Here is a 26,481-nt window from a genome sequence, read left to right on the forward strand (position 1 = left end):
CTCTCCTATAGATCGTTTTCAATTAGACGATGAAATGATTTTGTTTGAGCGAATGGTTCAAAACCAATAGACTTGTAAAGCTCAAATGCATCTGGGGAAGTACAAACAACAACTGCGGTTTTTGCCCCCTTATCACTCAACGCATTGAGAGCAAGCTTACAGACTGAACTGGCTAATCCCATTCTCCTGAATTTCGGATCCGTTCCAACAGGTTCCAGTAACCCCACCTTGTTCACTTCATCAAACCAAATCAAACAAGATGCTACGAACTCACCATTTGGGGATTCTATTACCCAATCAAGAGAAGAATCATAAGGATAGATATTCATAACGTTCAAGTAACTTTCTTCAGTGACTCTGGACTTATGAAATGCAGCTTTATGTACTGCCACACGATTTTTTAAGTCCACAGAGCCCATGATATGGCGGCCTTTAAACTTATCTGGCAATTGAACAGAGAATGAACAACTATCCAATGAAATTTTTGTGAGGACTTCTGGATTTTCTGCTAATGGTTTGAATAACGAATCTTCCAGGGCTGAAATAAGATGCGACTCCGTTTCTAAAACAGTCACTTTTTGCTCATTGGTTTTATTAATTTTATTAAACCATTCAATGACATCCTTCGCAACCTCAGGAAAGCTGGGATCAATTTGACATATTAACTCACCTGGTTTTTGAATCCATCCCCAAGCAACCGGATCCCCATCCATTTCCCAAATTGCAGTATCCCAATTATCTTCGCGTCCAGCGTGTCGATAGCGTTGCCAAGCTAGGTCGCCTATATGGTAATTAGGTTCAAGTGACCATATAGCTTGCGTGATTTTCTGCATCCGTTTTAAATCATTTGAATCCTTGTAAGTTCGAATTACAGGTTTACTCAATTATCTAACCTCCTCGATTCTTCATATAGGAAATTCAGAATTGTTTCTCTCTACCCTAGTATTTATTTTAATATAGAAATAATGGCTAAGAAACAATATATTTCATCCGCTGACTTTCCTTTAAAAAGTCGATAAAATCTTAAGAGTCTCTTTCTTCAAAAAGCTTTTCTAGGTCCCTTATGATCAGATCATTCGAGATTCCTGTTTCTCGTTCCAAAACCTGAATTTTTAACTTAACTTCCATTGACGCTTCTGGTTTATTATCCTCTATAACCTTTTTTTCGATGGCGCTACTTGTCACCATAACACTAGCAAAACCAACATTCTCAATTTTTCCTTTTGCGTTCTCTTACCACTTCCTTTTCATACATATATCCTCTGTTTCTAAGTTCACCATGACTTCCTCAGTATTCCGGTCCATTAAAAAAGCGCGTTTCAGAGATACGCGCACACTTACTGAAGAATGAAAATGTGATAAACCCGAGGAAACATATCAACTATAATAATTATTCTCCAACAATAGAAAATCTCCTCTCTTTTCTCCATTGTTTACGCATCTAACTTTCTATATACAAGGGACTTGTAGCACTACCTCAAGGATAAAAAAGTCACATACAAAAAATTCAGTAAACCCACGTACCCAAGATTACAATCTTTAAAGGAGAGCAAAAATGGATCGCTTAGCTTTGGCATATCAAGGGCAGTTGATTGAGGTTAGAAGTCATGAGGGAAGAAATCATAGAGAAATTATAGATGGTGTGAACCAATGTTTCTTCGTACTTCTAGTTCTAAATGAATATTTATTCCGATTGTCATAATCGCCTCTACAACGTCGCTTTTACAAAACCCATTTGTAGAATTATGAAAAGGAGCTGCCAAATAGGCTCCAAAAAATTAGTTTTTAATAAGATTGAGATTTTTTCTTTTTTGGTTTATAAATCTAATCCAAGCAATGAATATACGTGATGACCAGAACGTCATAGTAAGAACCGATAGAGTATTAATCCAACTCCATCTTCTGCTATATTTTACTAATTGAGTATTTCTTTCAAGCCATTCTTGAATTACTGTCATTGGTAAACTGAATAAAAAAACGCTTACTATTGTTTTCAATAGTTTCATTTTATATGTGAATTGACTGTAAAACACACATAATAAGGGAAATATTATATAATCGAATATAATATTTGTTTCAAAAATATTAGCCAAAAACCTATATGGGTATGTAACTAATTTCTTCTTTGTTACAGGGCCATCAATTAAAGTAGTGATAAATGTCTTAAATAAATAAACGAGAAACCAATCTTTTATTGGTCCTTTTCGAAATAATAAAGACCAACCTCCTAAGCCTAAAACAGTTATTATTTGAAGTATAATTTTGTCTTTCATAAATAACGCCTCCTTAAACTATTGTGTCTTTCTTTTATTAATTTATGAGAGTTTTTTTGCAAAAAATTCTTTTTACCTTCCTTTTGTATATTTCCATTGGTATAAATTGTGATAATTTATCAAATTGTTACTTATAACCTTGATAAACGAACAAAAAGAAAGAGCGTGTTTTGAAAAAAGACTGATCAAATCACGCTCTTGATATATTCACTTGGTGCATTCTATTGTAAAGAAGTATACGTAGATGAGTTTAATAACGATCCTTCTCTCTTGACTCTGTCCTGCTGAAGAATATTTCAACTCCCTTGTTGAAGAAACTTTACCGTTAGTTCAAGAAAAATCCACTTTATAATTCTATAATTTACAAGCAAACCCATTACCAACATTATTATTCCAATAGGCAAATACCATCCTTCCCAATCATAAGCAAAGTAGATTAGTACCTCCCACAAATTCCTTGGACCTGATGCTGTCGGGTCACTAGTCGGGAAATGAACGACATAAGGAATCAAACCAATAAATGATAAAAAAACTCCAAAAAAGGTCAATAAGATTGATAGTGTTTTAATATAATTCATCTCCTCTTTCCTAATTGCTCTATATCGAGATATTCATACCTTCTTCAACTAATACTTCCTGACACTTTATACCAATTATTTAATAATCTAAGAATTCCTACAATTAGCCATTTATCATTTTGGACCTTATAAAAACGAGTGCTGATCCTTTTCCTGGATCGCACCCGTTGTTGAAAATTACTAACCATTGACTAGATTTTTCTATTTTTGTTTGGCGTATTCCTAATAAACCACAAATTCCATCTCATAAAAAGAACAGCAATGATGTAGAAAATAAAAGAATACCACAAACTCCAATTCTTATATGTTAGATATCCAAACTTTATTGTTAACCATTCAAAAAAAGTAGAAAATAGTACCCAAAATATTAGATACCCCATAAATTGTAAAAATCTTTTAGGAATATAATTAGAAAAAATAATTCCAAATAGTGGAGATACAATCATTTTAATAATCAATGCTTCAGGACTTATTTTTTGTTCTTGGGCAAAATAATACAAGTCCATTACATGTCCTAGTGATAAATCGACTGTAATCTCAATATATGAAACAATAATCCAAGTAATATACATCTCTTGGCGGGTTAATCTTTTTGGCATGAACCATACAACTACAATTAGAAATATGGCAACTATATACATAAATAACACTAGCATCTCCCCTAGTTAAGTACTATCATAATTATTAACAACTTCAAGATAAAGTAGTCAACTTTGATTAGTTTAACTAGTGTAGCCACTGTATTTGATGCGAAGGTTAATAACAATACTTCTGTTTACGTCTTATAAAATAGTAATTTTCCTCCATTAAAATTAGCTTATGTATTTTTTTACGAATCCAATTAAAAGTGAAAACTGATGTTGCAAAATTTTTAGTGTACTGCGTTATATAAATCACTCCATAATCTGTCCCTAGAATGAAAAATAGGCGCTGATCCCTTTTTCCAGGAAAACGCCTGATTGAAAATCCTTTTTCTATTGAATAGTATCCTTGGAATGCGCAATCAATAGACCTGTTGTATTTTGGTCTTTCTTCTTCAACATTACTGCCTCTTTTACAACGAAATAAGAGCTGCCGTAACGAAAACTCCTTGTTCAGTCACTGCACCCAGTTTGCTGAAAATCATGTTCTTTTCAGACTTGCTTCAAATAGATCTATAATCTCTAAAAATCTCTCAGCTTCTCTAAATGTATGGTCAGCCAAAAGAGGATGAATATTACTTTTTATACGACAACCTTCGATTAACTCTCTAGCTGTTTTCTTGAAATCCCTTAAGGAAGCAACCGATACTTTATTTTGATTTAAAAATTGACTTAAAATAGGTTTAGTTTCTGATTGAGGACGCATGGAGTCCAAATCAACCGCTTGAAACATCAATTGGTCGAAATCGTGGCTAAAATCTCTTGCCTGTTCAACCAATTTTCTTTCCGAAGGATCTAAAAGATGTCCAATAAACTTTGCATGGTCGGCCATAATCTTTAAGAAAAATACATTTTCTTCTATCACAGCATCTGGTTCTGGGGCAAGTTTCCCTTCATTCAGTTCTTTTAAACGATTAGCAAAATATGCTGCCTCTCTACTTATATGATCAACTAACAAAGGGAAATTGTTATGACGGATTTGGCAACTTAAAGTTAAGCCTAAAACTTTTCGTTTGTAGCCCCATATTGCTGCTGCAGCTTGGTAAACCTCACTATTAAAGGCTTGCACTTGACCTAAATCTGAATTTACGTTAAATCTAGCTAGCTTTTCTTCAATACTTTCGAACAATGAAATATACTGTCGAGCTTCTTTGATAAGTTGTGTCTGTTCATAAGTAAAACCCAAGCTTAAAAATAAGGCATGTTCTTTCATAATTCTAGACCAAAATCGGATTTCGTCTAATGACCTCTCAACGATTGGATTTGCCATATTACCCCTCCCAATTTAAACCTACCTTTCTATATATATGTGTGATACTTTGTACTAATTCGTTATTTACCCTATCAATGGTTCAAGTGTAATCGTCTTTTAATTAGGCTATTGTATTGCCAATGTTATTGAACTACAAAAAAAGCCAACACATTTATGTTGACCGTTAAATTTGTTTTAAGTTTTTTTAATATGGTCTAACAAACGCTGTCCCTACTATAAATGGACAGTACAACGATTAACGCAAAGCCTGTTCCTGCACAGCTGCTCACCGTATTACCCTCTTAATAAAATTGTGTATATTTACTACATACTAGCAAGGTATGTTTTTATCTAATTATAGCTTGTGTACTATCCCTATGTGAAAAGCATAAAATTCTTGGGGAATAACGATACATTCTTCATTGTTTATAAACTAGTTCTGCCACTATATCTATGTCTATGTGGAGTTTCACCATCAACTGTAGTTACTCCACTAAATTCATGGAAGTGGCCTCCCTCAGGTACAGAAATCGCTGGCCCTGTTGTCCCACGAATAACATGTCTGTGTGCTGCATCAAACGATGTAAAAATAAAATAACGATGGGTATGTTGAACTCCGCTTGGTGCTTGTTCAGTTGTTCCTACATACCGATGATCATGCCCTACATCAAAAGACGTTACTCCCCTAAATTCATGGGTATGAACAGGTCGCCCATCCCATGTAGTTATAAAGAGATTATGCGAGTGTTCTGAACTACCATCATCAGAATGATACATAAATCCTGTTACTTGTACATTTGTCATTTTTTCAATCCCCCTTTCTATTTACTCTTGTATCTTATGAGCAAAGAGTGGATTCATGTACCTAATTTAGGGAATTTCTTGTTGGGACGATGTTCCGTTCCATCCCAAAAAAGCCAAGCAGTTTGAACTGTACCCCATAAAATAGACAGTTTATTAAAAAGAGACTTAAGCAACAGTTAGTAAGATTAACAATAAATAATATTATGTAATTAATAGTGCCCGATCAATAGCTGCGCAGTATCCGTCTACTACTCATAGTAAGAGTTATTCAACAATCTGGCCCTAGAATGAAAATAGGCGCTAATCCCTTTTTCCAGGAAAGCGCCAAATTGTTGAAGTTCCTCTATATATTGAATAGTATCGTTGGACAACGTTGCTGGAAAATAGTTCTTCTTAAAGATAAGCGCCCTAAAGATTTAAAAGAGATAATGGGTTAATCCTTTATAACTTACTTGCATATTACACTAACTAGTTCCCATAACGCGTCGTTTTCTTTATTTTTCGGTCCAATCCTATTACAATTTTCATATTGAGGCTTAGAACTCCTTTATTTTTTGCATTAAACCCTAATAAAATTTCAGAGGTTACTATTTATTATTTCGTTTGTTAACTTCAATCGTAATGAACTCCGGCAAATAATTGGGTGTACATCCTTTTGATACCATTTCCTCTTTGTAGAGACCCGTTTTCTCACCAAGTTTAATACAACGTGCACGATACTTTTCATCATAAACGCCTATCCAGCCAGCGGTGAAATTCATAGCCCATTGAACTTCCGGTTCTTCCTGCATAATATTAGCTTCTAATGCAGATAGCAAGTCTGCCGTGTTATCAGGCGGTGTTTGTCCGGTCCATCTCGATCGCCCTTGATAATACCAGAAAGCTCGCCTTTGAAGAGCCGAGGGACTATTTTCCCATGACTCCATCAATGCAATGTTCTTCTTGTCTTTGGTGAGCTGATTAGCCATTAACCAATCCATTAAGTTATTTCGTTCATCAAAAGTGTGAGTCTGCATATCCTTATCAAGCTTATTTAGCACATCTTGTGAAAGAAGTTTTTTGTCCATAATTAAGATTGCTAATAGTCTGGGCAAAAACTCTTCGGTTGACCAAAGTTCTATAGCTAGCTCGTGATCTCTTTTAATGTCCCTAGCGATTTTACGTAAGTCGCCTAGCTTCGTTTTACTATTAATCTGAGGTAGAATGTTTTCTGCTTTTGAAGAGCGTTTTATTTCTGTATCTTTGTTTACATTCATTTTATACAACTCCTTTATTACAGCACTGTTTCAAAATATGTCCTTGAAGTTTATTGCAGTGGTGTGTGTGCCTCCAAAGTTAATATTTTTGTTAATCTCGTATTAAAGCTTACTCCACCTATAATAGAATTGCACCCATCTTTATAATAATTATAACATTTACTTCCTTTTAATTGGATACAAAGAGAGCATTCCTTTTATAGAAACGCTACCCATTAGTTGAAAAAGGACGATTACCACCCGTTAGTGAGCCAAGTAAGTTGTTCAATATCATATTCTCATCAATCACTCCAAAATATAATTTCCAACAAATATTGTCTGGATCTTTCCTATATCCTGAGTAACTATACTTATCTTTAGTACCTTTTTTGAAATGAATCCACCTAAAATTTCATTTTTAGCTAGAATGGTATCTACCTCTTGCCTACTATTTACCTTGTGGGTCAACAATTTCTTTAAGTCTCATAAACATTAAGTTCCAACCATGTTCGGACTGATCATGATACTCTCTTAGAGCTAATCAAATATCTGCGGTTGTCCAATTTTTTCTGTAGCAACATCATAAAACTCCCCCTTATGATGATTTAGTGTTCTTTCATATTAGCTTTCAATAACTCGCTCTCCAGAAGATCAAAACTAGCACTCCAAATTTAGAAAGTCCTTTTGCGCTATCATAAGTATCTTTTCTTCATCTGACAAAAAGGGGTCCCTATTTTACTTGGGACACCCTCATGTTAGAAAGATTAATACGAAGATTCTTCGTTGTTTAGATTTAATTGCCAAATTACACCGAATTTATCGGTTACTCGACCATAAAGTTTAGCCCAAAAGGTCTCTTGAAGCTCCATGTCAACAGTTCCACCTTCTTTAAGTCTATTATAAACAGTGAAGCTCTCCACATACTCTTGGGCAACAACATCCACTTTTCCCGTTGAAGTGTCTCTCAGAATCTAATGTTGAAATTAACGAGTCCTTTGGTTACAGGTTCTCTATTGAAGGCATTGATAAACCGCCATCATATCTTGTTTATTTAACTCACGAATACGATTAAAGATTGGAATAGCTGCAACCGCATCGGTACATAAGTTTTCATCCACAACATCACTCACGGTTCCCGTTAACCAAGTTTTTACTTGTATGCCCTCAACAAGTTCATTAAGTCCATCATCATTGATGCCACTAGCATGACAACTCACACATGGGAGGCTTAATTTGAACACGCCATCATGCAGATTATCTTCTGATAGCACTTTTTTCCCTTTACAAAATGGACATGGGAGGCTTTTTTTAATTTTGTTGATTTGAGTAACTAATTTTTTGTAACCAAATGCTTCATAAACATAGGTTAGTTTTTTGTATTTTCCATTTGTGAAATACTTTTCTATGATCGTTTCTCTTGTTTCATTGATAGAAGGGAAATCACAGATCGTCACTTGGTTATTGGTGCTAATGGATTCGATATTGTCTTGTATTGTTTCCCAGAATGGCAAGGCATTTTGTAATACCATTTCATAGCCCGTAAAGCTTGCTTGTTCTAATTCAAACATTTTTAAGGAGACCTGTGTTGTTCTAGGGAGTAATGAGACATCTTCTGTTAATATCATCTCGCCACCTATAATCGATTTCAGTTGGACGAGTGCAGGTATATCGCCTACCATTTGCAATACTTGATTTATCGGCAAATTAATCACTTCTCGAATATCTTTATTTCCAAACTTAAGCGGTTTCTGGTGATTTAACACAGTACCCTCACAAATTGGACATGTAATCCTTTCTTTGGAAGTCTTCATTTGCTCTTTAATGATCGATTTTGAAATAACAATATATCCACCGATGATGGTATTGAATCCTACCCATGTTCTTCGTGCCTTACCTTTCTTATCATAAAATGACTTTTCAAAATAACCGTACCAGAAGGTATGCTTTTCTTCCTCGGACAAGTCATTATAGCTTTTCGTCAGGTCATGCCCGAGTTCATTTTTTATTTCTTCAAATAGAAATTCTATTTTTTCGTATTGGTAAAATTTTAATACTTTCATTATTTCTGGGTAGAATAAGCCATCCCAAAACGGAAGGTTTTTGTCTTGAATCACGAGATCTTTATCAAATATTTCAATCTCAAGTCGTCCTGAGCAGGATGGACAATGATTATCCTTTGAAAAGAAATCAAAGCTTCTAGTATCTTTATTCGTCGGATGCGATGCAATAATATGATTAATGACGCCACCAATTTCATAAAGGAAACTATATTGGCTATACAAATGTCTTTCAAGGTCAATGGCAATCACGGGTGCGATCTTGTTAGAATCGTATTCCCCATAAATCAAACGGGCCATTGATGATAAGCTTTTTAAGATACCACCCTTATAAACATGTTCAGCACTTTTAAAATAGTCGATATGATGTTCTTTTAAAAACGTAATGCCATTTTGAGTTTGGAGTGTTGACGAAATAGGCGATGGTAACAGGATATCTTCCCTATGTTTTGTTTCAAAATATTCACGGTGAGGAACAACATCTAGATGAGTGACAGGCTCATTCTTTCTCTTACCAAAATCAACGATAAAATCAGAAGATTCCATCATATAGCTATTATGTTCAATCATCAAGATAGACACAGTTTCATCTTGTAGAATATCCCTGATACTATCAATGAATTGATTTAATATATTTTGTGATAGACCTTTGGAAGGTTCGTCAAAAATGAATAGTGTGTGAGGTTTTCTAGTATTTGCAAACAGTTCCGAGACTAAATGGACACATTGAAATTCACCTGTAGATAGTGTTTGAGTTTTCCGATTTAACGTCAGATAACCTAGACCGAGCTTAAACAATAAGCTCAAACGTTTATGGGCAATATCTTCATTTGGAAGTTCATCAATAATATCTTCAATAGAGCGATCAAAAATATCTTCAATTTCTTGACTATATTTTGTCATTTTCTTTTTAACATCAAGAAACGTCGCAACAGTTGACCTACTAGTAATAGATTGGTTACGATCTTGTCCTACCTTAACGAGTTTATCCTTTTTGTATTGTATCTGGAAACCTTTAGCAATACATTCATTGACAAGTGTAGATTTACCACATCCAGACTCTCCGGTAATTGTTACCAATCTATTTTTGGGTATATTAATTCCCTCCATTTGAATGTTCCGACAATATAAATCATGAAATTGGTAGTACGCTAATGGCTCTTCCTCATTTTTTTCTATGTAAACGGCTTTAGGGCGAGGTGATTCATCTACGATTTTACCACCATATTTACCACTACCAGGTCCAAAAAATACGTGGGTCTCTGTTGTATCGAGCACTGTATCAGAATGGTCAATTAGCCAAATTTGATTCTTATAGCCTAATTGTTCAATTTGTTCTAAAATTTTCAGTAATGTGTCGTGATCAATACCAACTGAAATTTCATCAATGATAATGACCGTATTTTCACTTACAGCCATGAATTCCGCTAAGTAAAGTCGAGTTAATTCTCCCCCTGACAAGGAACCCATAATTCTATTTAAGGTTAAGTAACCTATATTCATATTGATAATGTTTTTAAGTAGATGTTGTTTTTCTTCACTAATATTTAAATCTACTGAAAGGGAGAGTATCGTTTCCATACTTAAGTTGTTGATATCTGATATACTATGCGGTTTTCCAAGCAAATCGATAGTATACTGCTCCACTTCCTCGTTATAACGCTTTCCATTACACTGAGTACACTCGACATTTTTATTCGTACCACGGCCTTTACACTTGGGACACCAGCCTAATTCATTATTAAAGGAAAAGACCTCTGGAGAAAGATTAAATTTTTCAGCGAGTCTTACGCGTATTTCTGTAAACACGCCAGTATGCGTACCAATGGTAGAGCGTGGATTAGAAGAAATAGATGATCTCCCAAGGAAAAGTACTAAAGGCATTTCTTCCATTTTAATCGCACTGAAATTGGTTTCCATTAAATCTTGAAATAAATACTGATATTCCGCTTTTGGTAATAAGGAAACGAGACGTTTCTTAGACTCTTCACCAATGGTTTTACAAAAAGTGGTTTTACCAGATCCTGATAAGCCCGCAATGCCTAACGATTGATCCGATGGAAGCGCTGCATCTAATATGTTAATATTGTTCGCAATTAATTGATTAATTTTCATTGTTTTCTATTCACCCTTTTCTAACTTAGTATTGCCATTATCGGTAAGCATCCAATTGATTAGGTTGTATGTTTGATCAATCGACAAACGTATTCCCAACCTTTTATCAGATAAAAAAGACGCTTTCCCTGTTCCGAAAAAGCGTAAGATGATGGCGGTTTCAACTCATTAAGTATTTTACTCTAAAATGGTATATTTTAACTATTTTATGCTACATTTACCTCTTATTTGTCCATAAGCGGGATTCCACGATGTTTCGGAAGTGGCATGATAACGTCGCATCCTTTTTGCAGTTTTTCAAATACTTCTTTTGATTTATCCACATCACTTAGAGTGATAAAGAGGTTAACCAGCGATCAATCGGTATGTACCTTCGTTAATATACTACATATTACAAATGGAGGAAAGTATCACATTAGAATAGCTTGCTCTTGAATACATTAATCAACCTTAAATAGGTTGGCTCTCACAGCTAGTTCCAATAAAGCTAAGTTCTTGTTAATATAACTTAATAGTCCCAAAGATTGCTACAAAGCGAAGTAAAATGGAATAGCCGTAACATGCATGACCATTAAGATGCCATACACCACTTAAGCCAAATAAGCTCCCGTTAGAATTAGAAAGTATTTGCAAAATGGAACTGGCTTACCCAGCTCCAGTCCGTATCTTATTAAAATCTTCTACTAATTTACTTTTTAGATTGAATCCACCATAAATTACTAAATGGGTCTACGAAACCAGCCATGTAGCCACCTTCTTCATTTTCCGTGACTTCCATAAGGGATGTTGCCCTTGCTTTAATTGCTTTCTCATAAGTGTCCACAACATTTTCAACATAAATATACATTTGTATAGGAACTAAACCATCATTCTTTATATCTCCACATACTCCTGGACCACAACTGCCATCATAAGATGTATCTGCAAAATAAACAGTACTTTCACCGATTTTCATTTCTGCATGGACTACACCCTCTGTGTCTCCTAACCTGTTAACACTTATTACTTCCGATTGGAAAACCTCCCCAGTAAATTCAATAAATTGTGTTGCATTTAGTACCATAAAATAAGGTACGATTGTTTGATTCACTTGCTGGTTTTTCATAAATATTCACTCCTTTAGAATTAATTTTAACCTTACATTTCTATAGTATAATATTAATGCAAATGCTAATGTTTATTATATTTTTCTTGGAAAAATAGTTATTGTATAATTAAAACCCGTCATGTGCTTTAACTTTAAATTGTAAGTTTTGAAAGGGGATTTTTATGAAAGGTATTGAAATAGCTAAGAAATTGGATATAAGCACCAGTGCATTAAGGCATTATGAATCATGGGGACTGATTCCTGCAGTTGAGAGAGCAGAAAATGGATACCGTATTTATTCGAACGAGCATGAGTTGTATTTTAAATGTATTCGTTCTTTATTACCTGGCTTTGGGATGGACTTAATTAAAAAAGTAATGCCCCTTATCAAAAATGGGGAAATTGTAAAGGCGTTATGGGTAATTAATAAAGCACAAGTTGAACTTTATAAGGAAAAGGAAACTGTACAAAGAACAGTTGAAATTCTAGATTTGAAAAAGTTAACAGAAATTCCTAATTACCGTAATACAAAGTATTTTACTATTGGAGAAGTTGCAAGAGAAACGAATGTATCTGCATCAGCTATTCGGCATTGGGAAAAAGAAGGATTAATTAATCCTGAACGGCACCAAGAGAGTGGATTTCGAATATATAGTCCTTCTGATATTCGGAGAGTTCTAATCATCCGAACTGTTCAAAGAGTTGTTTACTCTTTGGATATTGTTCGTGAAGTATTATCAGACCATGAAAAAAACAACGTTGGTCAGGCTAAGAAAATGGCTTTAAAATCATTAGAATACATTGATTATGCACTTACAGAACAAGTGCGAGGCATAGCATCTATACAATACCTTTTGGATGCTGTCAACAAGGAAAAGAAAGAGTAGAAAATAAATTAGGTATCGTAATTGGAATTAAACTTAAAACAATCCTCCAACAGTGAAAGAGCGTATCTCATTGTAGATACGCTCAGTGTGTAGACAAAGCTTAAAATAATGAAATATTCTAGTTGATCGCAGTGGAAGGAGCGAAGACTCCTGCGGGAGGAAAGGACATGGAAGACCCCGCAGGGCGTAGCCCGAGGAGGCTTCCGGACTGCCCGCGGAAAGCGAAGCTCCTGGAACGAAGATCAACTCTTCCAACAGATAACCTAATTAGTTTATAGTTTGTCAACAGTCTGAGCGTATCTCATTGTAGATACGCTTCCCTTTAAGTACATTATTACATTAAGCCAATTAATATAAAGGGATTACCCCTGGTAAAGAAATCCTTGTTGCTAATTTATTACAATGCTTTAATTTAAGGTTATTTACAAGGAACTAATATAAAAAATATATTAATTAATAATTCCCCGTTCAATTATTTTCACTTTAATATTGGGCTTTATTGAAATTGTAGGATACGTTTCTTTCCATTTTTTATTTTCCCAATAAATATTATGCATTGCAAAAACTCTCCTACCAATACCAAAACCATCGCAGTTAGCTTCAAGTAGTTTTTTTATAACTGTTTCACTTTCGGCTTGTAATTTTTCTGTTAAAACTTTATCAATCATGAAAACCTCATTTTTTTGTTGCAAGTTATCATGAGGATACTCAATAATATCTACATAAAGATTTAAATCAATTTCTACATCAATGCTCCCATTCTTTGGCGCTACTTTTAATTTTCTATCCAATTTCCTAACTTCGATGGTTACAATATTATCGAATGGCTTACTATTATAATTCTCATCGCCAATTGTGAGTGTCATTTTTGCGGATTTACCCTTTTGGTCTGCTAATAGCAAAAATAACATAGATTCTTGAGAATTTAATTTACCACTGAGTTTTCTTTCATTAAACAACGCTGTGCCAGAAACACTAATCTCTTGACTTGTTTTGTCTAATTTTAAATAAGGTATAATAAAATCTTGTCCTTCATCAAACATAATCGGAGTTATATACTCTATAGATTGAACAGGGACATATGAATGTTCCTCTGCATTTTTAAGTAATTCAGTAATATAAATACTAATTCTTGGTTTATTCCCAGGATATAACATTATGTAATCCTTTGCGCTACCTTCTACAATTGCAATTTTTGCGTTTAAAGCACTAAATGGATCCCGATACATACTATCTAGGAACGGATAAACATCCGTTTCAGCAGCTGTTTCACCCATTAGAAACACTTTTAATTTTGAAATATCAATTTGCCCTGGAATTGATTTGTCTAATGCTAATATAGAATCCCTAAAAGACTTACCAACAGCTATTGAATTTAAACGATTTTCGGTTGTTTCTTGGCTTGGTAATAATGGCGCAGATACAGATGTTTGGACTAGTCCTCCTTCTTGATAATCTACACCTACAAGCATTAGTAAAGTTGCTTCTTTTAAAAGCCTATCATCCCAGCAACCAGTCCCTAATACCAAAACTAAAAAGATTATAAGGGTCTTATGGAATCGTTTCATTATTTTCACCTTTCCCCTTAAACAAATAAGAAAGTAATAGTAATAAAATAGGTAGGAATAAAAGGAAACCGAACGTCACATAATTGATAACTCTGCCAATATCATCAATTAATAGATATTGCTCTCTAGGTATGAATGTAAGTGGATACGATATTAACGCTACAACTAAAACAATTGCCTTAAAATTTAATGTTTTAAAAGTGAATTTCACACCATAACTAGCCATATATAGATAAGATGAAGCTGTAGTGATTACTAATAAAACCCAAAATGTAACAAAAATCAAGTCAACTCTCTCTAATAGGGGTGAGGTGAAGCCTTTGGTCATATAAAGGACTGGTTGAGGTATTGTTTTTATTTCATCAGGACTAAAATAAATAGAGCAAGTAAAAACAGTAAAAGAGTAAAGAAAAGTCACAAAGATATTTGCAATACTTGACATGAAATATGCTTTTCTAGGTGCAATCTTGGTGTGTGCGTAGCCAACCATGATCACTTCTAAACCAAGCATTGCTATAATACAGTCTTTAGAAGCAATAAGGATATTTTTGATTCCGTTATAACCTATTGGCAAAATGTATAATATGTTTACTTTTTTGTAGGAGATAGCTACTGAGATAATAATTAATACAATAATAAACGCTGTTAAAACATTAAACCTAGCAATGGGTTGGAGTCCAGCTTTAACCAAGTAAATGATTGGTACTAATAATGTTATAACTATCATCCAATGCGGGGTATAAATGAGAATCCAAGTTTTGATTATCTCACTATATAAAACCAATATGAACGAAAAGATTGTAATAAAAAATAAGATGTATAACGAGTTAAAAATAAATCCAAGTTTCTTCCCAAATAATAACATCTGCATGCTATAGATGGTCTCCATCTTATCCTTGTTTTTTAGCAACATCCAAATGACTGTTATTATTATCTGAATACCTATACCAGCAACTATGACAGATATCCATCCATCCCACTTTGCATTTTTTGAAACTGTATATGGTAGAGATAAGACACTGACTCCTATTTGAGTTTGAATTATTAGTACAAAAAGTTGCCACTGTGAAATTTCATTTTTGTTTGTAATCACTTTTTTGCACACTCTCTATTCAGGCTTCTTATTAGTTAACTTTTCATTTATTATCCAGCTAGGTAGCCTAACTATGCTATCCCTAAATTCTTTTGGATCAAAAGGTGATAAGGGTGATAGATAGGGCTTGCCATACGACTCTAATTGACAGAGGTGTATTATTATGATGGAAAATCCAATGATAATGCCTATAAATCCAAAATAAGCTGCAGCTATCATTAATGGAAACCTCATTATTCTTTTAGACATACTCAATTCATATGTTGGCACCACAAATGAAGCAACTGCTGTGAGAGCTACCACAATTATCATCAAAGTAGAAACTAAACCTGCATTTACAACCGCATCGCCAATTACTAACCCCCCAACAATACCTATTGTAGGGCCTAGAGGATTGGGTAACCTTATTCCTGCCTCTCTTATTAATTCTATTGTGATTTCTAATATTATTGCTTCAACGATTGGTGGATACGGAATTTCTTGAACAGAATCTTTAAAGGCTAATGCTAAATCCCCAGGGATGACCTCATAATGAAATGCAATAAGCGCAATATATAAAGGAGGGAGGCTTAGTGCAATGATAAAACTCAATAATCGGAGTATACGAAAAAAGCTTCCTATTAACCACCTGCTTTGGTAATCGTCTGGAGACTGATAGAATGTGAAAAATGTCACTGGCAAAATATAAGCCGTTGGGCTTCCATCAATAAGTAAGGTAATTCTTCCTTCAAGTAAATTGTTGACTGCCCTATCTACTCTTTCGGTATTCAATACTTGAGGAAAAGGCGAGAAAGTATTATTTTCTAACAATTCTTCATTAAAATAAGTGTAATTGATATTGTCTGTATTTATAATCGATAATTTCCTACTTAGTTTTTCAACTATATCCTTATCTGCTAGTTCTTCGATATAAAGTATAGCTATGCGATCACTAGAAATTTTCTTAGCGCTTTTTATGTATTTTACTACCAAACCAGGGTGATGAACATTGGACCTTATTAAGTTGATATTCGAAGACATTCTTTCAATAAGTCCAATATGGGAACCTCTAATAACCTGTTCGTTTATTGGTTCAGAAATTTCTCTTTTCATCACGTTTTCTACGTGAATAGCGATAATAACCGGTTTGTTTTCTTGGATAATTAAACAATTACCTTGTGTTAAATATTCAATAGCTTCATTAATATCATTTATATTTACAGTCTTATGCAACGATATACTTTCAACAAATTCAACAGATTGATGGTGAGTTAAAGGAGATAGAATATACTTTTCCAAGTCACTATAGTCTACCTTTGATTCAAAATAAACTAGAGTGATTTCTTCATTAAACGTCTTTATAATTAAGTCATCCGTATCATAGGTAAGTTTTTTTAGTAAGGCAATATTAAGTGACATATCTAAATCTACTGTCAGTCCTTGTAGATTATTATTCTTTTGACTGTGTTGTTTTTTTATGGAGAACCTCTTTAAATCCATATTCATCCTGCTTCCTAGAGGGTTATTCGAGGTTATTATGTACTTTATTCAAATTTATATTCGTTCTGAATATCTGGAAACTTAAGGGAATCTATCATTGCTTTCTTCTTCTGGATTAGTTGTACTCATTAATAATTATTTCTTTAACCTGTAGAAATAATTTAATACCTAATACCAATTTCTAAAATATGTTATTCCCTCTCTGTTTTAACCAAAAAAAGCACTGATCCTTGTTCCTGGATAGCGCCCAATACTTGAATATAATAATGTGATCTTTCAATTAAAGGATAACCAACGTTTACTGATGATCAACACAGCCAGCTCCTATTGCCTCGATGATTATTTTTTCATAGTCTATTATTTATTCATTCCGTATTATGATGTGACTGCCCCAAAAGCTCCCTTAGTTCAAAAGTGTATGAAATGAAATGGGATAACACTATTCCCACTCATAACCACCATCAACCAGTTCGACTTTTTCTGGTATTATTTCTTGAAGACATTCTATTTTTGAAAAATATTCATTATTTGAGAAGGCAGTAATATAATCACCATCATGGCCAACCCAAAACACAGTAGAATTCTCAGTAAAAGTTACAATTGGCGTGTTGGCTACCCACTTTAATTTAACAAGTCTGGTTCGGTTCTTTTTAGTCCTTTTTACAGGATAAGGTGACTCATATTCCCTTTCCTCAAATCTGAATACATCTTGTTTTAAGGCCCATAATGATAAGTTCAACATACTGCCATTCCCGTGCAAATAAGGATAATATTCTTTAAATTGCTGAGGGCTGCGGATAATTGCCTTTACAAAGAACGTGTCTTTACGACTGCCCTTTATATAATTGAACTCTATATTCTGCATTATAAACAGTTGTTGTACTCTGCTTGTTGAGAATCAAAATTTGAAAACTAGATTTCAAATCTCTACCCCCACTTTATATATTTTTATAACTATACGTTTTTAGAAAACAAAAGTTATGTTATTCCTGCCCGTTTGTTTAATTCCAATTAAATAATCTAAAAATCCCTTCAATAATATATTTTTTTGGCCATTATAAAAACGAGCGCTAATCCCGTTATAGGAACGTGCCCGTTTAATAAAAGAATCAGTTATTTTTGAAGAAGTGTAATGTTTCTCTAAATGTATTTTTAGCTAATTCTTCATTGTATTTAGAAGAATATGGATCAGTAAATCCGTGTTCACCATAAGCTATATGTACATTTATATTTGGTTTATCTAAAGTTGAAGCTAATTCATCTACATTAAATGATTTTTCCACATTCGGAAAAAATAGTAACACCGGACATTTTGGGTATATATTTACATAGTCCCTAATACGTGAACCATAGAATCCAACAATACCATCAACACATTCTTCTTCACTACACAACCACGCAACCGTTGCCCCTACACTAAATCCAATGATAAATATTTTTGAATACCCATTTTGATTATCTAATAATATATTTTTCACTTTATATAATCCGTTTGCGAAACCTACATTATCCATAAAGTTTTGATAAGCCTTTACCTCTTGAGAATAATCAAAGGATTTTTCTTGTTCTAATAGATTTGGACAAATAACATCAAAATTTTGTTCTATCAGTAATTCACATAAATCAACCATATGTTGGTTAATTCCATATATTTCGTGAACGACAATAATTAATTTATCCGATTTTTTGTTTGTTTTAAGCACCCTATTCCCCTCTTATTGTAAAGAATTATATCAATTCTACCTGCCCCGCTAATTAGTTCGATGTCATATCCTTCCCCTACTCAGAACTGGCCGTTATCATAAAGAAAGACACTTTCCTTAATTTTAGAAATGCGCCTGATTGTGGAGTAAGCTCAAGTTATATCAAAACAAAACAATTATGTATCGATGGAAAATTTGAAACTTATCTTAAAGGATCAACGCAATTAATTTTGTTCATGATTACAATTTAAGCACCGAATTAATAAATTGTGTTTTAGCTTTAGTGTAAAACTCACGATCATTACTAAATTCTTTCACTAATTTTTTTTTAAGGATAGCATATTCATTAAGAAGACGCCGATTAGATTGTAATCGGTCTCGAAACAGTAGATGCTTATCCCACCGTTCATCCCCCTCAAGCAATAGGTGTAGATGTACTTCTCGTTTGTTGTTAGTTACTTTCACAAAAAACCTTTGCCACGGGCGTTGATCTAAATCAGGATGCACGTAATGCCAATTGTAATCAACCAACAATGAAGCTATGTCTTCTACCATTTCGAATGAATCAATCTGGGCCATTAAATCGATGATTGGTTTCGATGGTAAATTCGGAATAGATGTACTTCCATAATGTTGAATTTTAGTTATACCTGAAGGAGAAAGAATATCTAGAAGTAATGCTTTTTCATGCTCACCTTTTTTGATCCATCTTGGATTCGGTTCAACAATGTCTATTGTCTCGGTAGCCCAAACTGGCCATGTGTTCTTATTATGAATATTTTCCATCTTACTCACCCTCAAACTGTTTATATTTAATCATTTGCTAAAATTGTTTTACCTTATGTGACCAGGGTAGTAAAACAACTTAAGTAATCTACTTTTTACTTTATTCTCCATTCATACCTTTTCTCCTTCCCCACAATGGGCATAAATAAAAGAGCGCCATTCTTGTAGAATCGCGCCCGATTACGGAAGATGTAATAATAACTCATCATATCCAACTTATGCTAACTTCATCATCATGACAAATTTCAACTACATATCTTAGCGAAGGACAATAAATCCATTGGTCTAGACCCATACCAATAACATCCTCAATACAATCCAGTATTGTAAATATAGTAGTCTTTACAATTGGGTAATTATATATCCCACGAAAAAGGACGCGAAAAATACAATATAGGCCATTACTCAAACTTTTATATATCCAATATAGCTCATTTTGGACATAATGAAACAATTAAACTAATCCTCCCAATAAAAAATAGCATCCATTACTAAATACTCTCTAGGTTCACGAAAGATTGTTGGAATTTTTGTTTGAAAAGACAAAGGTTGATTCATTTTTTCAGCTTTTAATAGTTCATAATCAAACTCTTTTAAGGCTTGTTTCAACTTCTCTGCAATTGTTTGGAATTTCTCGCTCAAATCTACTAGATTTGGACCACCAAGTAAAGAACCATATGCCCCACCAACTACTTCGTTAGTTTCGATATGTATTGTTTTATACCTTTCATCTTCGCCCAATATGGCTACAGGTGCTAAACGACAAATATCAATAATTATCCCATCTATCTTTATCTCTCGACGACCATACTTCTCTTCAACGACTATAACATCTTCTTTTCGGTAACAAAAAAATTCAACAAAAGAGGCGTATCCACTGCCAAAATGATTCCACTCTGCTTCACATACTAAATTAGGAATACGGTTTATTCGATGAAATAACCGTCGTATATGACCTTCAATTTCTTGCTCATTAATTGTATCATAGGGGAACTTTTTCCCAACGATTTTCCCTTCAATTAAGTCTTGTAATTGTTCATTAGAGAACATACATGAAACACCACTCCGTTTTTCTCCACTATGGCCCGATTCACAACGAAAGAGCACATTTCCTACTCCTGAATTACGCCCGATAGTTTAATAACTACCGCTTAAATGCATCTAAGATTAATGATGGGAAAACAGGCTTTTCCCCTTGATTTCGTGGATCATACTTTTTTGAACGAAAAATAACACCATCGGCTCCATTCCACTCATTATAATGGAATTTACCCTGTTCATCACAATATTCAAGTAAATTAATCTCGAATCCAGCAGTTTCAAACATTTGCTTTAAAGTTTTATAATTGTGTACTATTTTATGACTTGCAGCGGGATGGTCTTTAGGTCCTGGTCCACCAATTTTAACGATATTTTGATATGAATCATCTTGAAAATATGCATCAGGAACTGCACAACGAATATATCCTTTTGGCTTAAGATACTTATAACACATCTTTGCAGCTTCTATACCTTCTTCATAAGTAAGGTGCTCCCAAACGTGTTCTGCCAAAATAGCTGTAATCGAATTAATATCGAATCTGTCATTCCAAGTATCTCTATCTAGTAAATTGAGTTCTTTCTCCTGTGTATGTATCCAATCTGGATTGTTATTATATTCCCCTGCACCAATCACTAACTTAATGTCTTTTTGTTTTATGGCCAACAACTCCCACCTCTTAATTCCCTATTTATTTCTATATTTCTCTTTAGATTATTCAATTATTTTATGCCATGAAAAATAATAGACTTGTTTTCTACAGTTGCTTGTTTAAACTCCCAATCCCCATAAACTTGTATTTCTGAGAATCCTACTTGTTGTAATGATTTATAAAATTCTTCTTGTGTTCGAAATTTCAATTGCATTTTTTCTTGAACTATTACTTCATTTGTACGTGGATTTTTAACAGTTTCATAAAAGGTGTAAACATCTTCTATAAACCCCTCATATTCCGTCCAAATCTCAAGTGGTTCGCCACTTACCTGATTCGTTGCAACATCAGGAGTCTTATCTATTTCCCATTTTTCCCACTCTTTTGCTAATGGGTTACGTGAATCAAAAATAAAAGATCCTCCTGGTTTTAAGGCTCGATAAACATCTGATATGACATGCTGCCAACTTTTATCCGTAAGAAATACTTGAGCAACATTCGCTGTCATAGTAACGGCATCATATGTACTGGTTTGTAAATATGAGCTATCTCCGACTATCCAACTCACATCGCCTGGATACTCTTTATTTTTCGCATGTACAATAGCTTCTTCATTCGGATCAATAGCTGAAATATGATAGTTTGCTTTCGCAAAATGAGATGTCAATCTTCCTGTTCCACAGCCCAGATCTGCAATTTTTTTACATTTAACTTTTTTAAAAGTGCTAAAAAGAACTCATCATCTTTACCCCAGCGATTAATCTGGTCATATACAAGAGGAATCATAAATACCTACTTTCTATTCATACTTATATATTTTTTATCTTTACCAGTACCTGTACATCGGATTACTTTTCATCTAACTAGCTTTTTGCTGAATAAGGAATAGTCTCGGTATCCTGAGCTATCCCTTAATTCCAATTATTTCATAATCTAAAAATTTCTACAATATATAATTCTTCCTCTTTCTAACAGAAACAGCGCTATTCCTTTGTTGTTCCAGGATTGCGCCCTTTTCTTGAATAAAATATACATAATAATATTGAATTAAATAGAGGAAATGAATGAGTTTTTTAGAACTTATTATAGATAGGAAAGAGAAAAGGAGTAAATGAGAAGTGAGTAATCAAATAATCCCATCGTTAATTGCTTTTGTAGTTGTTTCAATTTTATCTCCACTATTAATTGCTGTTTTGAGAAAACTTAGGTTCATTCAACCGATAAGAAAAGAACTTCCTTCAGATCATCAGTTAAAAAAAGGCACTCCGTTAATGTTTGGAATTATTCTTTTTGTAGGAATTATCGTATCAATTCTTTTTTCACCTACTCCATTAATGTATTTCTTGTCCATTACCTACATTCTTTTTAGTTTTATTGGGTTTTTGGATGATTTTTGGAAAGCTTCTCGTCAAGATCCAGGAGGGGTATCAGGTAAGACCAAACTTATTCTTCAATTTATTTTTACTGGCATTTTGCTTTTTTACGTGATCAACGAACTAGGCGTAGACACCAGCATTAATATTTTAAAAAATATTTCCTTGGATCTTCCAATGGTGTTATATGTCATTGTCATTACCTTATTTGTCGTAGGTTCTGCAAATGCCATAAATTTTACGGATGGATTAGACGGTCTTTTAGGAGTTGTTGCAATCCCTACATACTTTTTCTTTTTTATGGTCTCAGACAGATCAGAGGTGCAAATTTTTTGTTTAATTATGATTGGATGTTTACTCGGATTTCTTATTTATAATATATATCCTGCAAAAGCTTTTATGGGGGATACTGGATCATTAGCTATAGGTGGATCGCTTTCATTTCTTGCTGTTCTTGAGAAAGTTGAAATTTTAATCCCCATTTTATTCTTTATATATTTTGCTGAACAACTTTCGGTTATTTTACAAGTTTCCTCATTTAAACTTACTCATAAGCGTATTTTCAGAATGACACCGATTCATTATCACTTTGGCTTAAAATATGGGTGGTCCGAAACTACAATTGTCACGGTTTTTGGATTTATTTCTTGGTTTTGTGCTTTTATCTGTTTAGCTTATTGGAGATTTCTTCTAAATCCATAAATAAAGTTATAATCATTCCAATGAATATTAGAGGTAACCAGGCAATGCACAACGCTAAGAAAAAATACCAAGGTCGAAAATCTGCCACTGCAAAAATTGATGTACTAATCAATACCCCGATAATTACATAAATGAAGATGATCTCCATTTTGTCATCGAACTCCTTTTTAATATTATAAAAAGGTGCACTTGTAGGGGTGCTACATTTAGGCATAATATTAAGATATTTTATGTTAAAACGATCTTCGACTTGAAGATCGTTTTAAGTAGGAACTTCACATACATAGCAACCTGGTATTCAAATACAAAATTAGATAAATTTCTTTGATCCTTCAAATATATGGCCCTATACAAAAAGAGAGCCCTTCTTCAAGAAATGCGCCCTATTGTGGAATTATCCATGTCGTTGAAACGGGTTCACACTTATGAACATTAGAAGTCCGTTTGTAGGAAAGATTTATTCTCCACTAAATTAACTGAGGCTTTTATAATAGAAAATAGTTGCATCTAATTTGCCACTCGCAGATATTCCATAATTAGGAATCCTTCCAGCCTGAATGTAACCTAATGAAGTAGAAGGGTCTCCTTCTCTTGTATCTAGAACCAATAACGACATACCATCCATCTTTGCCTTTTCTTCAATCTTTTGCATTAGTATACGTCCAATACCATTACGTCGATAATTAGGGTGTGTCATTAATTTTGCGATTTCGGCTCTATGACCACCGTTTTGCTTGGTGCATAATTGTAATTGTACACACCCTGCAATTTGATTATTTATTTTTGCGACGAATAGAATTACTTCAGGTCTTAATGCGCTTTCCCAATATTTTGTAGCCTCTGAAAGTTTCAATGGTGGTAAAAAGCCAATTGACGCACCATCTTCTACTGTATGTATCAAAAGTTCTGAAAGCTCATCAATATGTTCTCCAATTGATTTTACTTGTTCGATTTTTACATCATTAACCAACAAAATCACCTCATTTAGTATCTACTTCTTCATTTAACAGGAAAACTGTTGTCTCACAACAACAATGTTAGATATTATTACAAGCGTTATTTTGTACATTACTTCCCGTTTACTCAATTAGCCTTATTCAATTAAATGGCCATAGAATGAAAAATAGGCGCTGATCCTTGTTCTAGGATTGCGCCCAATTGCCGAAGACTCGATTTCAAGATACTATACATTTCTTCAACTATAGCTACTAAATAATTGAGTTAAAATGTTAATAACTTTGACATATAATACTCATCATAAGAGGTTCCATCTATCTTAAGAGAATTTCTTTTTGTACCTTCTATTTCAAATCCACTCTTTATATATAGAGCTACACCTGCTTCATTGTTAGTAACCGCTGTGAGTTCCAAGCGTGATATGTGGTGACTTTTCGCCCACTCATCAACACGTTTAAATAAAGCAGTTCCAACCCCTTGTCCTCTGTATTGTTCTAAAATTCCTACAACAATGTAAGCTGAGTGTTTAGTTCTTTTTACACTTCCGCCAATAGCAATCAAATAACCTATTAGATTTCCTTCTTGTTCTGCCACAAAGATTGTTGAATTGTTTTGCTGTCCAAGACGTTCTAAATGTTTTCGTTGCTGTTCAGGAGTAGTTTTTTTCTTTCTCCAGCTTCCATTAGCATAAAATTTGATTTTGCTTCTACTTCCTTAATGAGATTTATCAAATTCTCTGCATCCTCAATTTCTATCTCTCTAATTAACATAAAATACCCCTTCCCCTTTTCATCAATTCTTACTTTTATTTAATACCAATTATTTCATAATCTTAAAATCCCTACAATAAGCTATTTATCATTTTGGCCCATATAAAGACGAGCGCTGATCCTTGAGGATCGCGCTTTTAAAAGGAAGACTTGATATCAAGATATTTCTCTTTGTTGCGAATTGACCTTATGCTAGTATCTACAATTGCTACAACTGAAATCGGTAAGTATACGATGAATTAAAAATTTTCTTTTAACGATTTATTGCTTCGATATCTTGAACAAGTTCAGGCAGATCATCTTGAAATAAATGCCCGTAGTTCTCGAAGATCCTTGCCTTCGCGTGTGGAAGTTTATAGGCATAGTGTTCAAAATGAGAAAAAGGTACTACTTCATCATTTCGACTATGATATAGATAGATTTGTGAGATTTGAGGTAGTCTTGTAGCAAATTTATCGGAGAGTTCAAATTCTTTAAATAGCCACTCTTTATCCAGGCCCCAGTACGGCGATCCCATCAAAAACAAACCAGAGATGGTTAAATTACAATTTCCTTCTGAGAGATACTTTAGGAGGACAGATCCACCTAGTGAATGGCCGATTAAAATAACGGAACCATTTAACTCAGAAAGTTTCTCTTTTAATACGTTCTCCCATAAATCATAACTCGGGTTTTCAGGATCTGGCATGGCAGGGGAGGAAAAACTGTAATCCGAACTGATCGATTTTTGTAAGTAGGCGATTAGTTGGCTACTTCCCTGTTTCCCTTCCTGGGGTCCTGCGCTGTGAATAAACATTACTTCCTTTTTCAAATAATAACCTCCCTCTATAAAAATCTTTTTGGTTATATTCAATTAAAGCTCTAGTTTGCGGAAGAACTCGCAAACTGCTACTTTTACTCCTGCGTTAACGTGTTCATTAAAAAATCAAATTATTACTATATCCCATCATATACATAACAAGTCCAATTACTGATAGCCCTATTCCAATATAGAATGGCCAAATATTATCTTCTTTAGCTTTTTCGAATGTACGAATTGTAACAAGACCAAAAACTATAGAAATAATCGGTATCAATACATATTTATTACCAAATGTAAACGCAATGCCGCCAATCAACATAGTAAATAAGCCGTAAGGATTTTGCTTAGGTGCCTTTTCAATATATTTTTTATCTTCCAATGAGAGATCTTCACTTTCACGAACATCCATAATATAATTTTTAAACTTAATCAGATAATCAATTAACATAAATATCTCCTTTTTCAAAAAGGATAAATACAATAGAAACTATCACTAATAACTTCATTATCTTTATTCAACAATCCTGCCCTATTGCTTAATACCAATTATTTCAAATATCAGAGATTTACTTAAGATATATTTTACATATTAAAGAAGCTTACCTTGTTGCAGATAAGCTCCAGATTG

26 protein-coding genes and 1 pseudogene are annotated in these 26,481 nt (G+C 33.8%); 2 read left to right on the plus strand and 25 right to left on the minus strand.

Features of this window, described 5'->3' with window-relative positions; genetic code table 11:
* Positions 1 to 5: 5 nt before the first annotated feature.
* From MKY77_RS12500 to MKY77_RS12545, 10 genes are all read right to left on the minus strand, one after another.
* Positions 6 to 884, minus strand: coding sequence for a GNAT family N-acetyltransferase (locus MKY77_RS12500; protein WP_339146154.1), 879 nt, complete (start codon positions 882 to 884; stop codon positions 6 to 8).
* A 139-nt stretch (positions 885 to 1,023) separates the two neighbouring features.
* The gene (locus MKY77_RS12505) at positions 1,024 to 1,188 is read right to left on the minus strand and encodes a hypothetical protein (protein WP_342515343.1); all 165 of its coding nucleotides are present in this window, start codon (positions 1,186 to 1,188) and stop codon (positions 1,024 to 1,026) included.
* Between the two features lie 590 nt (positions 1,189 to 1,778).
* Positions 1,779 to 2,273 (minus strand): CBO0543 family protein, encoded by a 495-nt coding sequence (locus MKY77_RS12510; protein ID WP_339146155.1) that lies wholly within the window; start codon positions 2,271 to 2,273, stop codon positions 1,779 to 1,781.
* A gap of 769 nt (positions 2,274 to 3,042) precedes the next feature.
* Positions 3,043 to 3,492 carry a CBO0543 family protein gene (locus MKY77_RS12515; protein ID WP_339149807.1) on the minus strand — a complete coding sequence of 150 codons (450 nt, stop codon included), beginning with the start codon at positions 3,490 to 3,492 and terminating at the stop codon, positions 3,043 to 3,045.
* Positions 3,493 to 3,973: 481 nt separating this feature from the next.
* Positions 3,974 to 4,762: a DUF2935 domain-containing protein gene (locus MKY77_RS12520; protein ID WP_339146156.1), complete on the minus strand. Its 789-nt coding sequence runs from the start codon at positions 4,760 to 4,762 to the stop codon at positions 3,974 to 3,976.
* Positions 4,763 to 5,170: 408 nt separating this feature from the next.
* On the minus strand, positions 5,171 to 5,548 hold the full coding sequence (locus tag MKY77_RS12525; protein ID WP_339146157.1) for a YmaF family protein: 378 nt from the start codon (positions 5,546 to 5,548) through the stop codon (positions 5,171 to 5,173).
* A gap of 587 nt (positions 5,549 to 6,135) precedes the next feature.
* Positions 6,136 to 6,804, minus strand: coding sequence for a DNA alkylation repair protein (locus MKY77_RS12530; protein ID WP_339146158.1), 669 nt, complete (start codon positions 6,802 to 6,804; stop codon positions 6,136 to 6,138).
* Positions 6,805 to 7,547: 743 nt separating this feature from the next.
* Positions 7,548 to 7,727, minus strand: coding sequence for a VOC family protein (locus tag MKY77_RS12535; protein ID WP_339146159.1), 180 nt, complete (start codon positions 7,725 to 7,727; stop codon positions 7,548 to 7,550).
* A 66-nt stretch (positions 7,728 to 7,793) separates the two neighbouring features.
* The gene (locus MKY77_RS12540; protein WP_339146160.1) at positions 7,794 to 10,955 is read right to left on the minus strand and encodes an ATP-binding cassette domain-containing protein; all 3,162 of its coding nucleotides are present in this window, start codon (positions 10,953 to 10,955) and stop codon (positions 7,794 to 7,796) included.
* Between the two features lie 688 nt (positions 10,956 to 11,643).
* Complete coding sequence (locus tag MKY77_RS12545; protein WP_339146162.1) at positions 11,644 to 12,060, minus strand: hypothetical protein; 417 nt, start codon at positions 12,058 to 12,060, stop codon at positions 11,644 to 11,646.
* A gap of 164 nt (positions 12,061 to 12,224) precedes the next feature.
* On the opposite strand from MKY77_RS12545, the gene MKY77_RS12550 reads away from it, so the two are divergent.
* Complete coding sequence (locus MKY77_RS12550) at positions 12,225 to 12,929, plus strand: MerR family transcriptional regulator (RefSeq protein WP_339146163.1); 705 nt, start codon at positions 12,225 to 12,227, stop codon at positions 12,927 to 12,929.
* 449 nt (positions 12,930 to 13,378) lie between these two features.
* On the opposite strand, the gene MKY77_RS12555 is transcribed toward MKY77_RS12550, so the two are convergent.
* The 10 genes from MKY77_RS12555 to MKY77_RS12600 all read right to left on the minus strand — a co-directional run bounded on the left by MKY77_RS12555 (position 13,379) and on the right by MKY77_RS12600 (position 22,035).
* Positions 13,379 to 14,497 (minus strand): Ger(x)C family spore germination protein, encoded by a 1,119-nt coding sequence (locus MKY77_RS12555; protein WP_339146165.1) that lies wholly within the window; start codon positions 14,495 to 14,497, stop codon positions 13,379 to 13,381.
* Positions 14,481 to 15,590 carry a GerAB/ArcD/ProY family transporter gene (locus MKY77_RS12560; RefSeq protein WP_339146167.1) on the minus strand — a complete coding sequence of 370 codons (1,110 nt, stop codon included), beginning with the start codon at positions 15,588 to 15,590 and terminating at the stop codon, positions 14,481 to 14,483. The genes MKY77_RS12555 and MKY77_RS12560 overlap by 17 nt, the downstream gene beginning before the upstream one ends.
* A gap of 15 nt (positions 15,591 to 15,605) precedes the next feature.
* Entirely contained in the window at positions 15,606 to 17,075 is a 1,470-nt protein-coding gene (locus tag MKY77_RS12565) for a spore germination protein (protein ID WP_339146168.1), read from the minus strand.
* Between the two features lie 433 nt (positions 17,076 to 17,508).
* Positions 17,509 to 17,934, minus strand: a complete 426-nt coding sequence (locus MKY77_RS12570; RefSeq protein WP_342515344.1) for a hypothetical protein — start codon at positions 17,932 to 17,934, stop codon at positions 17,509 to 17,511.
* Between the two features lie 244 nt (positions 17,935 to 18,178).
* Positions 18,179 to 18,772 (minus strand): dienelactone hydrolase family protein, encoded by a 594-nt coding sequence (locus tag MKY77_RS12575; protein WP_339146170.1) that lies wholly within the window; start codon positions 18,770 to 18,772, stop codon positions 18,179 to 18,181.
* Between the two features lie 240 nt (positions 18,773 to 19,012).
* The gene (locus MKY77_RS12580; RefSeq protein WP_339146172.1) at positions 19,013 to 19,558 is read right to left on the minus strand and encodes a GrpB family protein; all 546 of its coding nucleotides are present in this window, start codon (positions 19,556 to 19,558) and stop codon (positions 19,013 to 19,015) included.
* A 459-nt stretch (positions 19,559 to 20,017) separates the two neighbouring features.
* Entirely contained in the window at positions 20,018 to 20,608 is a 591-nt protein-coding gene (locus MKY77_RS12585; protein WP_339146174.1) for a hypothetical protein, read from the minus strand.
* Positions 20,609 to 20,702: 94 nt separating this feature from the next.
* Positions 20,703 to 21,266 carry an SAM-dependent methyltransferase gene (locus MKY77_RS12590; RefSeq protein WP_339146175.1) on the minus strand — a complete coding sequence of 188 codons (564 nt, stop codon included), beginning with the start codon at positions 21,264 to 21,266 and terminating at the stop codon, positions 20,703 to 20,705.
* Between the two features lie 53 nt (positions 21,267 to 21,319).
* Positions 21,320 to 21,946, minus strand: a complete 627-nt coding sequence (locus tag MKY77_RS12595; protein WP_339149808.1) for a class I SAM-dependent methyltransferase — start codon at positions 21,944 to 21,946, stop codon at positions 21,320 to 21,322.
* On the minus strand, positions 21,913 to 22,035 hold the full coding sequence (locus MKY77_RS12600) for a hypothetical protein (protein WP_342515345.1): 123 nt from the start codon (positions 22,033 to 22,035) through the stop codon (positions 21,913 to 21,915). The genes MKY77_RS12595 and MKY77_RS12600 overlap by 34 nt, the downstream gene beginning before the upstream one ends.
* A gap of 332 nt (positions 22,036 to 22,367) precedes the next feature.
* Here MKY77_RS12600 and mraY point away from each other — a divergent pair, with 332 nt between their 5' ends.
* The gene (gene mraY / locus MKY77_RS12605) at positions 22,368 to 23,324 is read left to right on the plus strand and encodes a phospho-N-acetylmuramoyl-pentapeptide-transferase (RefSeq protein WP_339146176.1); all 957 of its coding nucleotides are present in this window, start codon (positions 22,368 to 22,370) and stop codon (positions 23,322 to 23,324) included.
* A gap of 472 nt (positions 23,325 to 23,796) precedes the next feature.
* On the opposite strand, the gene MKY77_RS12610 is transcribed toward mraY, so the two are convergent.
* The 5 genes and pseudogenes from MKY77_RS12610 to MKY77_RS12630 all read right to left on the minus strand — a co-directional run bounded on the left by MKY77_RS12610 (position 23,797) and on the right by MKY77_RS12630 (position 26,301).
* Positions 23,797 to 24,294: a GNAT family N-acetyltransferase gene (locus tag MKY77_RS12610; protein WP_339146177.1), complete on the minus strand. Its 498-nt coding sequence runs from the start codon at positions 24,292 to 24,294 to the stop codon at positions 23,797 to 23,799.
* Positions 24,295 to 24,545: 251 nt separating this feature from the next.
* Positions 24,546 to 24,896: pseudogene (locus MKY77_RS12615) on the minus strand (GNAT family N-acetyltransferase); the annotation flags it as partial.
* Positions 24,897 to 24,910: 14 nt separating this feature from the next.
* Positions 24,911 to 25,051, minus strand: coding sequence for a hypothetical protein (locus tag MKY77_RS12620; protein WP_339146179.1), 141 nt, complete (start codon positions 25,049 to 25,051; stop codon positions 24,911 to 24,913).
* Positions 25,052 to 25,304: 253 nt separating this feature from the next.
* Positions 25,305 to 25,862, minus strand: coding sequence for an alpha/beta hydrolase (locus tag MKY77_RS12625; protein WP_339146180.1), 558 nt, complete (start codon positions 25,860 to 25,862; stop codon positions 25,305 to 25,307).
* 106 nt (positions 25,863 to 25,968) lie between these two features.
* Positions 25,969 to 26,301, minus strand: coding sequence for a cell division protein FtsK (locus MKY77_RS12630; RefSeq protein ID WP_339146181.1), 333 nt, complete (start codon positions 26,299 to 26,301; stop codon positions 25,969 to 25,971).
* Positions 26,302 to 26,481: the final 180 nt, after the last annotated feature.

Origin of the sequence: Sutcliffiella sp. FSL R7-0096 (genome assembly GCF_038595065.1) — a bacterium.
In the GTDB taxonomy this organism is placed as follows: Bacteria; Bacillota; Bacilli; order Bacillales; family Bacillaceae_I; genus Sutcliffiella_A.

Excerpts from the sequence above, each read along its gene's own strand:
- MKY77_RS12520 (WP_339146156.1), bottom strand. The coding sequence starts at position 4,762 with ATGGCAAATCCAATCGTTGAGAGGTCATTAGACGAAATCCGATTTTGG.
- MKY77_RS12600 (WP_342515345.1), bottom strand. The coding sequence starts at position 22,035 with ATGATTCCTCTTGTATATGACCAGATTAATCGCTGGGGTAAAGATGAT.
- MKY77_RS12530 (WP_339146158.1), bottom strand. The coding sequence starts at position 6,804 with ATGAATGTAAACAAAGATACAGAAATAAAACGCTCTTCAAAAGCAGAA.
- MKY77_RS12585 (WP_339146174.1), bottom strand. The coding sequence starts at position 20,608 with ATGTTCTCTAATGAACAATTACAAGACTTAATTGAAGGGAAAATCGTT.
- MKY77_RS12515 (WP_339149807.1), bottom strand. The coding sequence starts at position 3,492 with ATGTATATAGTTGCCATATTTCTAATTGTAGTTGTATGGTTCATGCCA.
- MKY77_RS12620 (WP_339146179.1), bottom strand. The coding sequence starts at position 25,051 with ATGTTAATTAGAGAGATAGAAATTGAGGATGCAGAGAATTTGATAAAT.
- MKY77_RS12580 (WP_339146172.1), bottom strand. The coding sequence starts at position 19,558 with ATGGAAAATATTCATAATAAGAACACATGGCCAGTTTGGGCTACCGAG.
- MKY77_RS12545 (WP_339146162.1), bottom strand. The coding sequence starts at position 12,060 with ATGAAAAACCAGCAAGTGAATCAAACAATCGTACCTTATTTTATGGTA.
- MKY77_RS12570 (WP_342515344.1), bottom strand. The coding sequence starts at position 17,934 with ATGCAGAATATAGAGTTCAATTATATAAAGGGCAGTCGTAAAGACACG.
- MKY77_RS12550 (WP_339146163.1), top strand. The coding sequence starts at position 12,225 with ATGAAAGGTATTGAAATAGCTAAGAAATTGGATATAAGCACCAGTGCA.
- MKY77_RS12540 (WP_339146160.1), bottom strand. The coding sequence starts at position 10,955 with ATGAAAATTAATCAATTAATTGCGAACAATATTAACATATTAGATGCA.
- MKY77_RS12510 (WP_339146155.1), bottom strand. The coding sequence starts at position 2,273 with ATGAAAGACAAAATTATACTTCAAATAATAACTGTTTTAGGCTTAGGA.
- MKY77_RS12555 (WP_339146165.1), bottom strand. The coding sequence starts at position 14,497 with ATGAAACGATTCCATAAGACCCTTATAATCTTTTTAGTTTTGGTATTA.
- MKY77_RS12505 (WP_342515343.1), bottom strand. The coding sequence starts at position 1,188 with ATGGTGACAAGTAGCGCCATCGAAAAAAAGGTTATAGAGGATAATAAA.
- MKY77_RS12525 (WP_339146157.1), bottom strand. The coding sequence starts at position 5,548 with ATGACAAATGTACAAGTAACAGGATTTATGTATCATTCTGATGATGGT.
- MKY77_RS12565 (WP_339146168.1), bottom strand. The coding sequence starts at position 17,075 with ATGAATATGGATTTAAAGAGGTTCTCCATAAAAAAACAACACAGTCAA.
- MKY77_RS12630 (WP_339146181.1), bottom strand. The coding sequence starts at position 26,301 with ATGTTAATTGATTATCTGATTAAGTTTAAAAATTATATTATGGATGTT.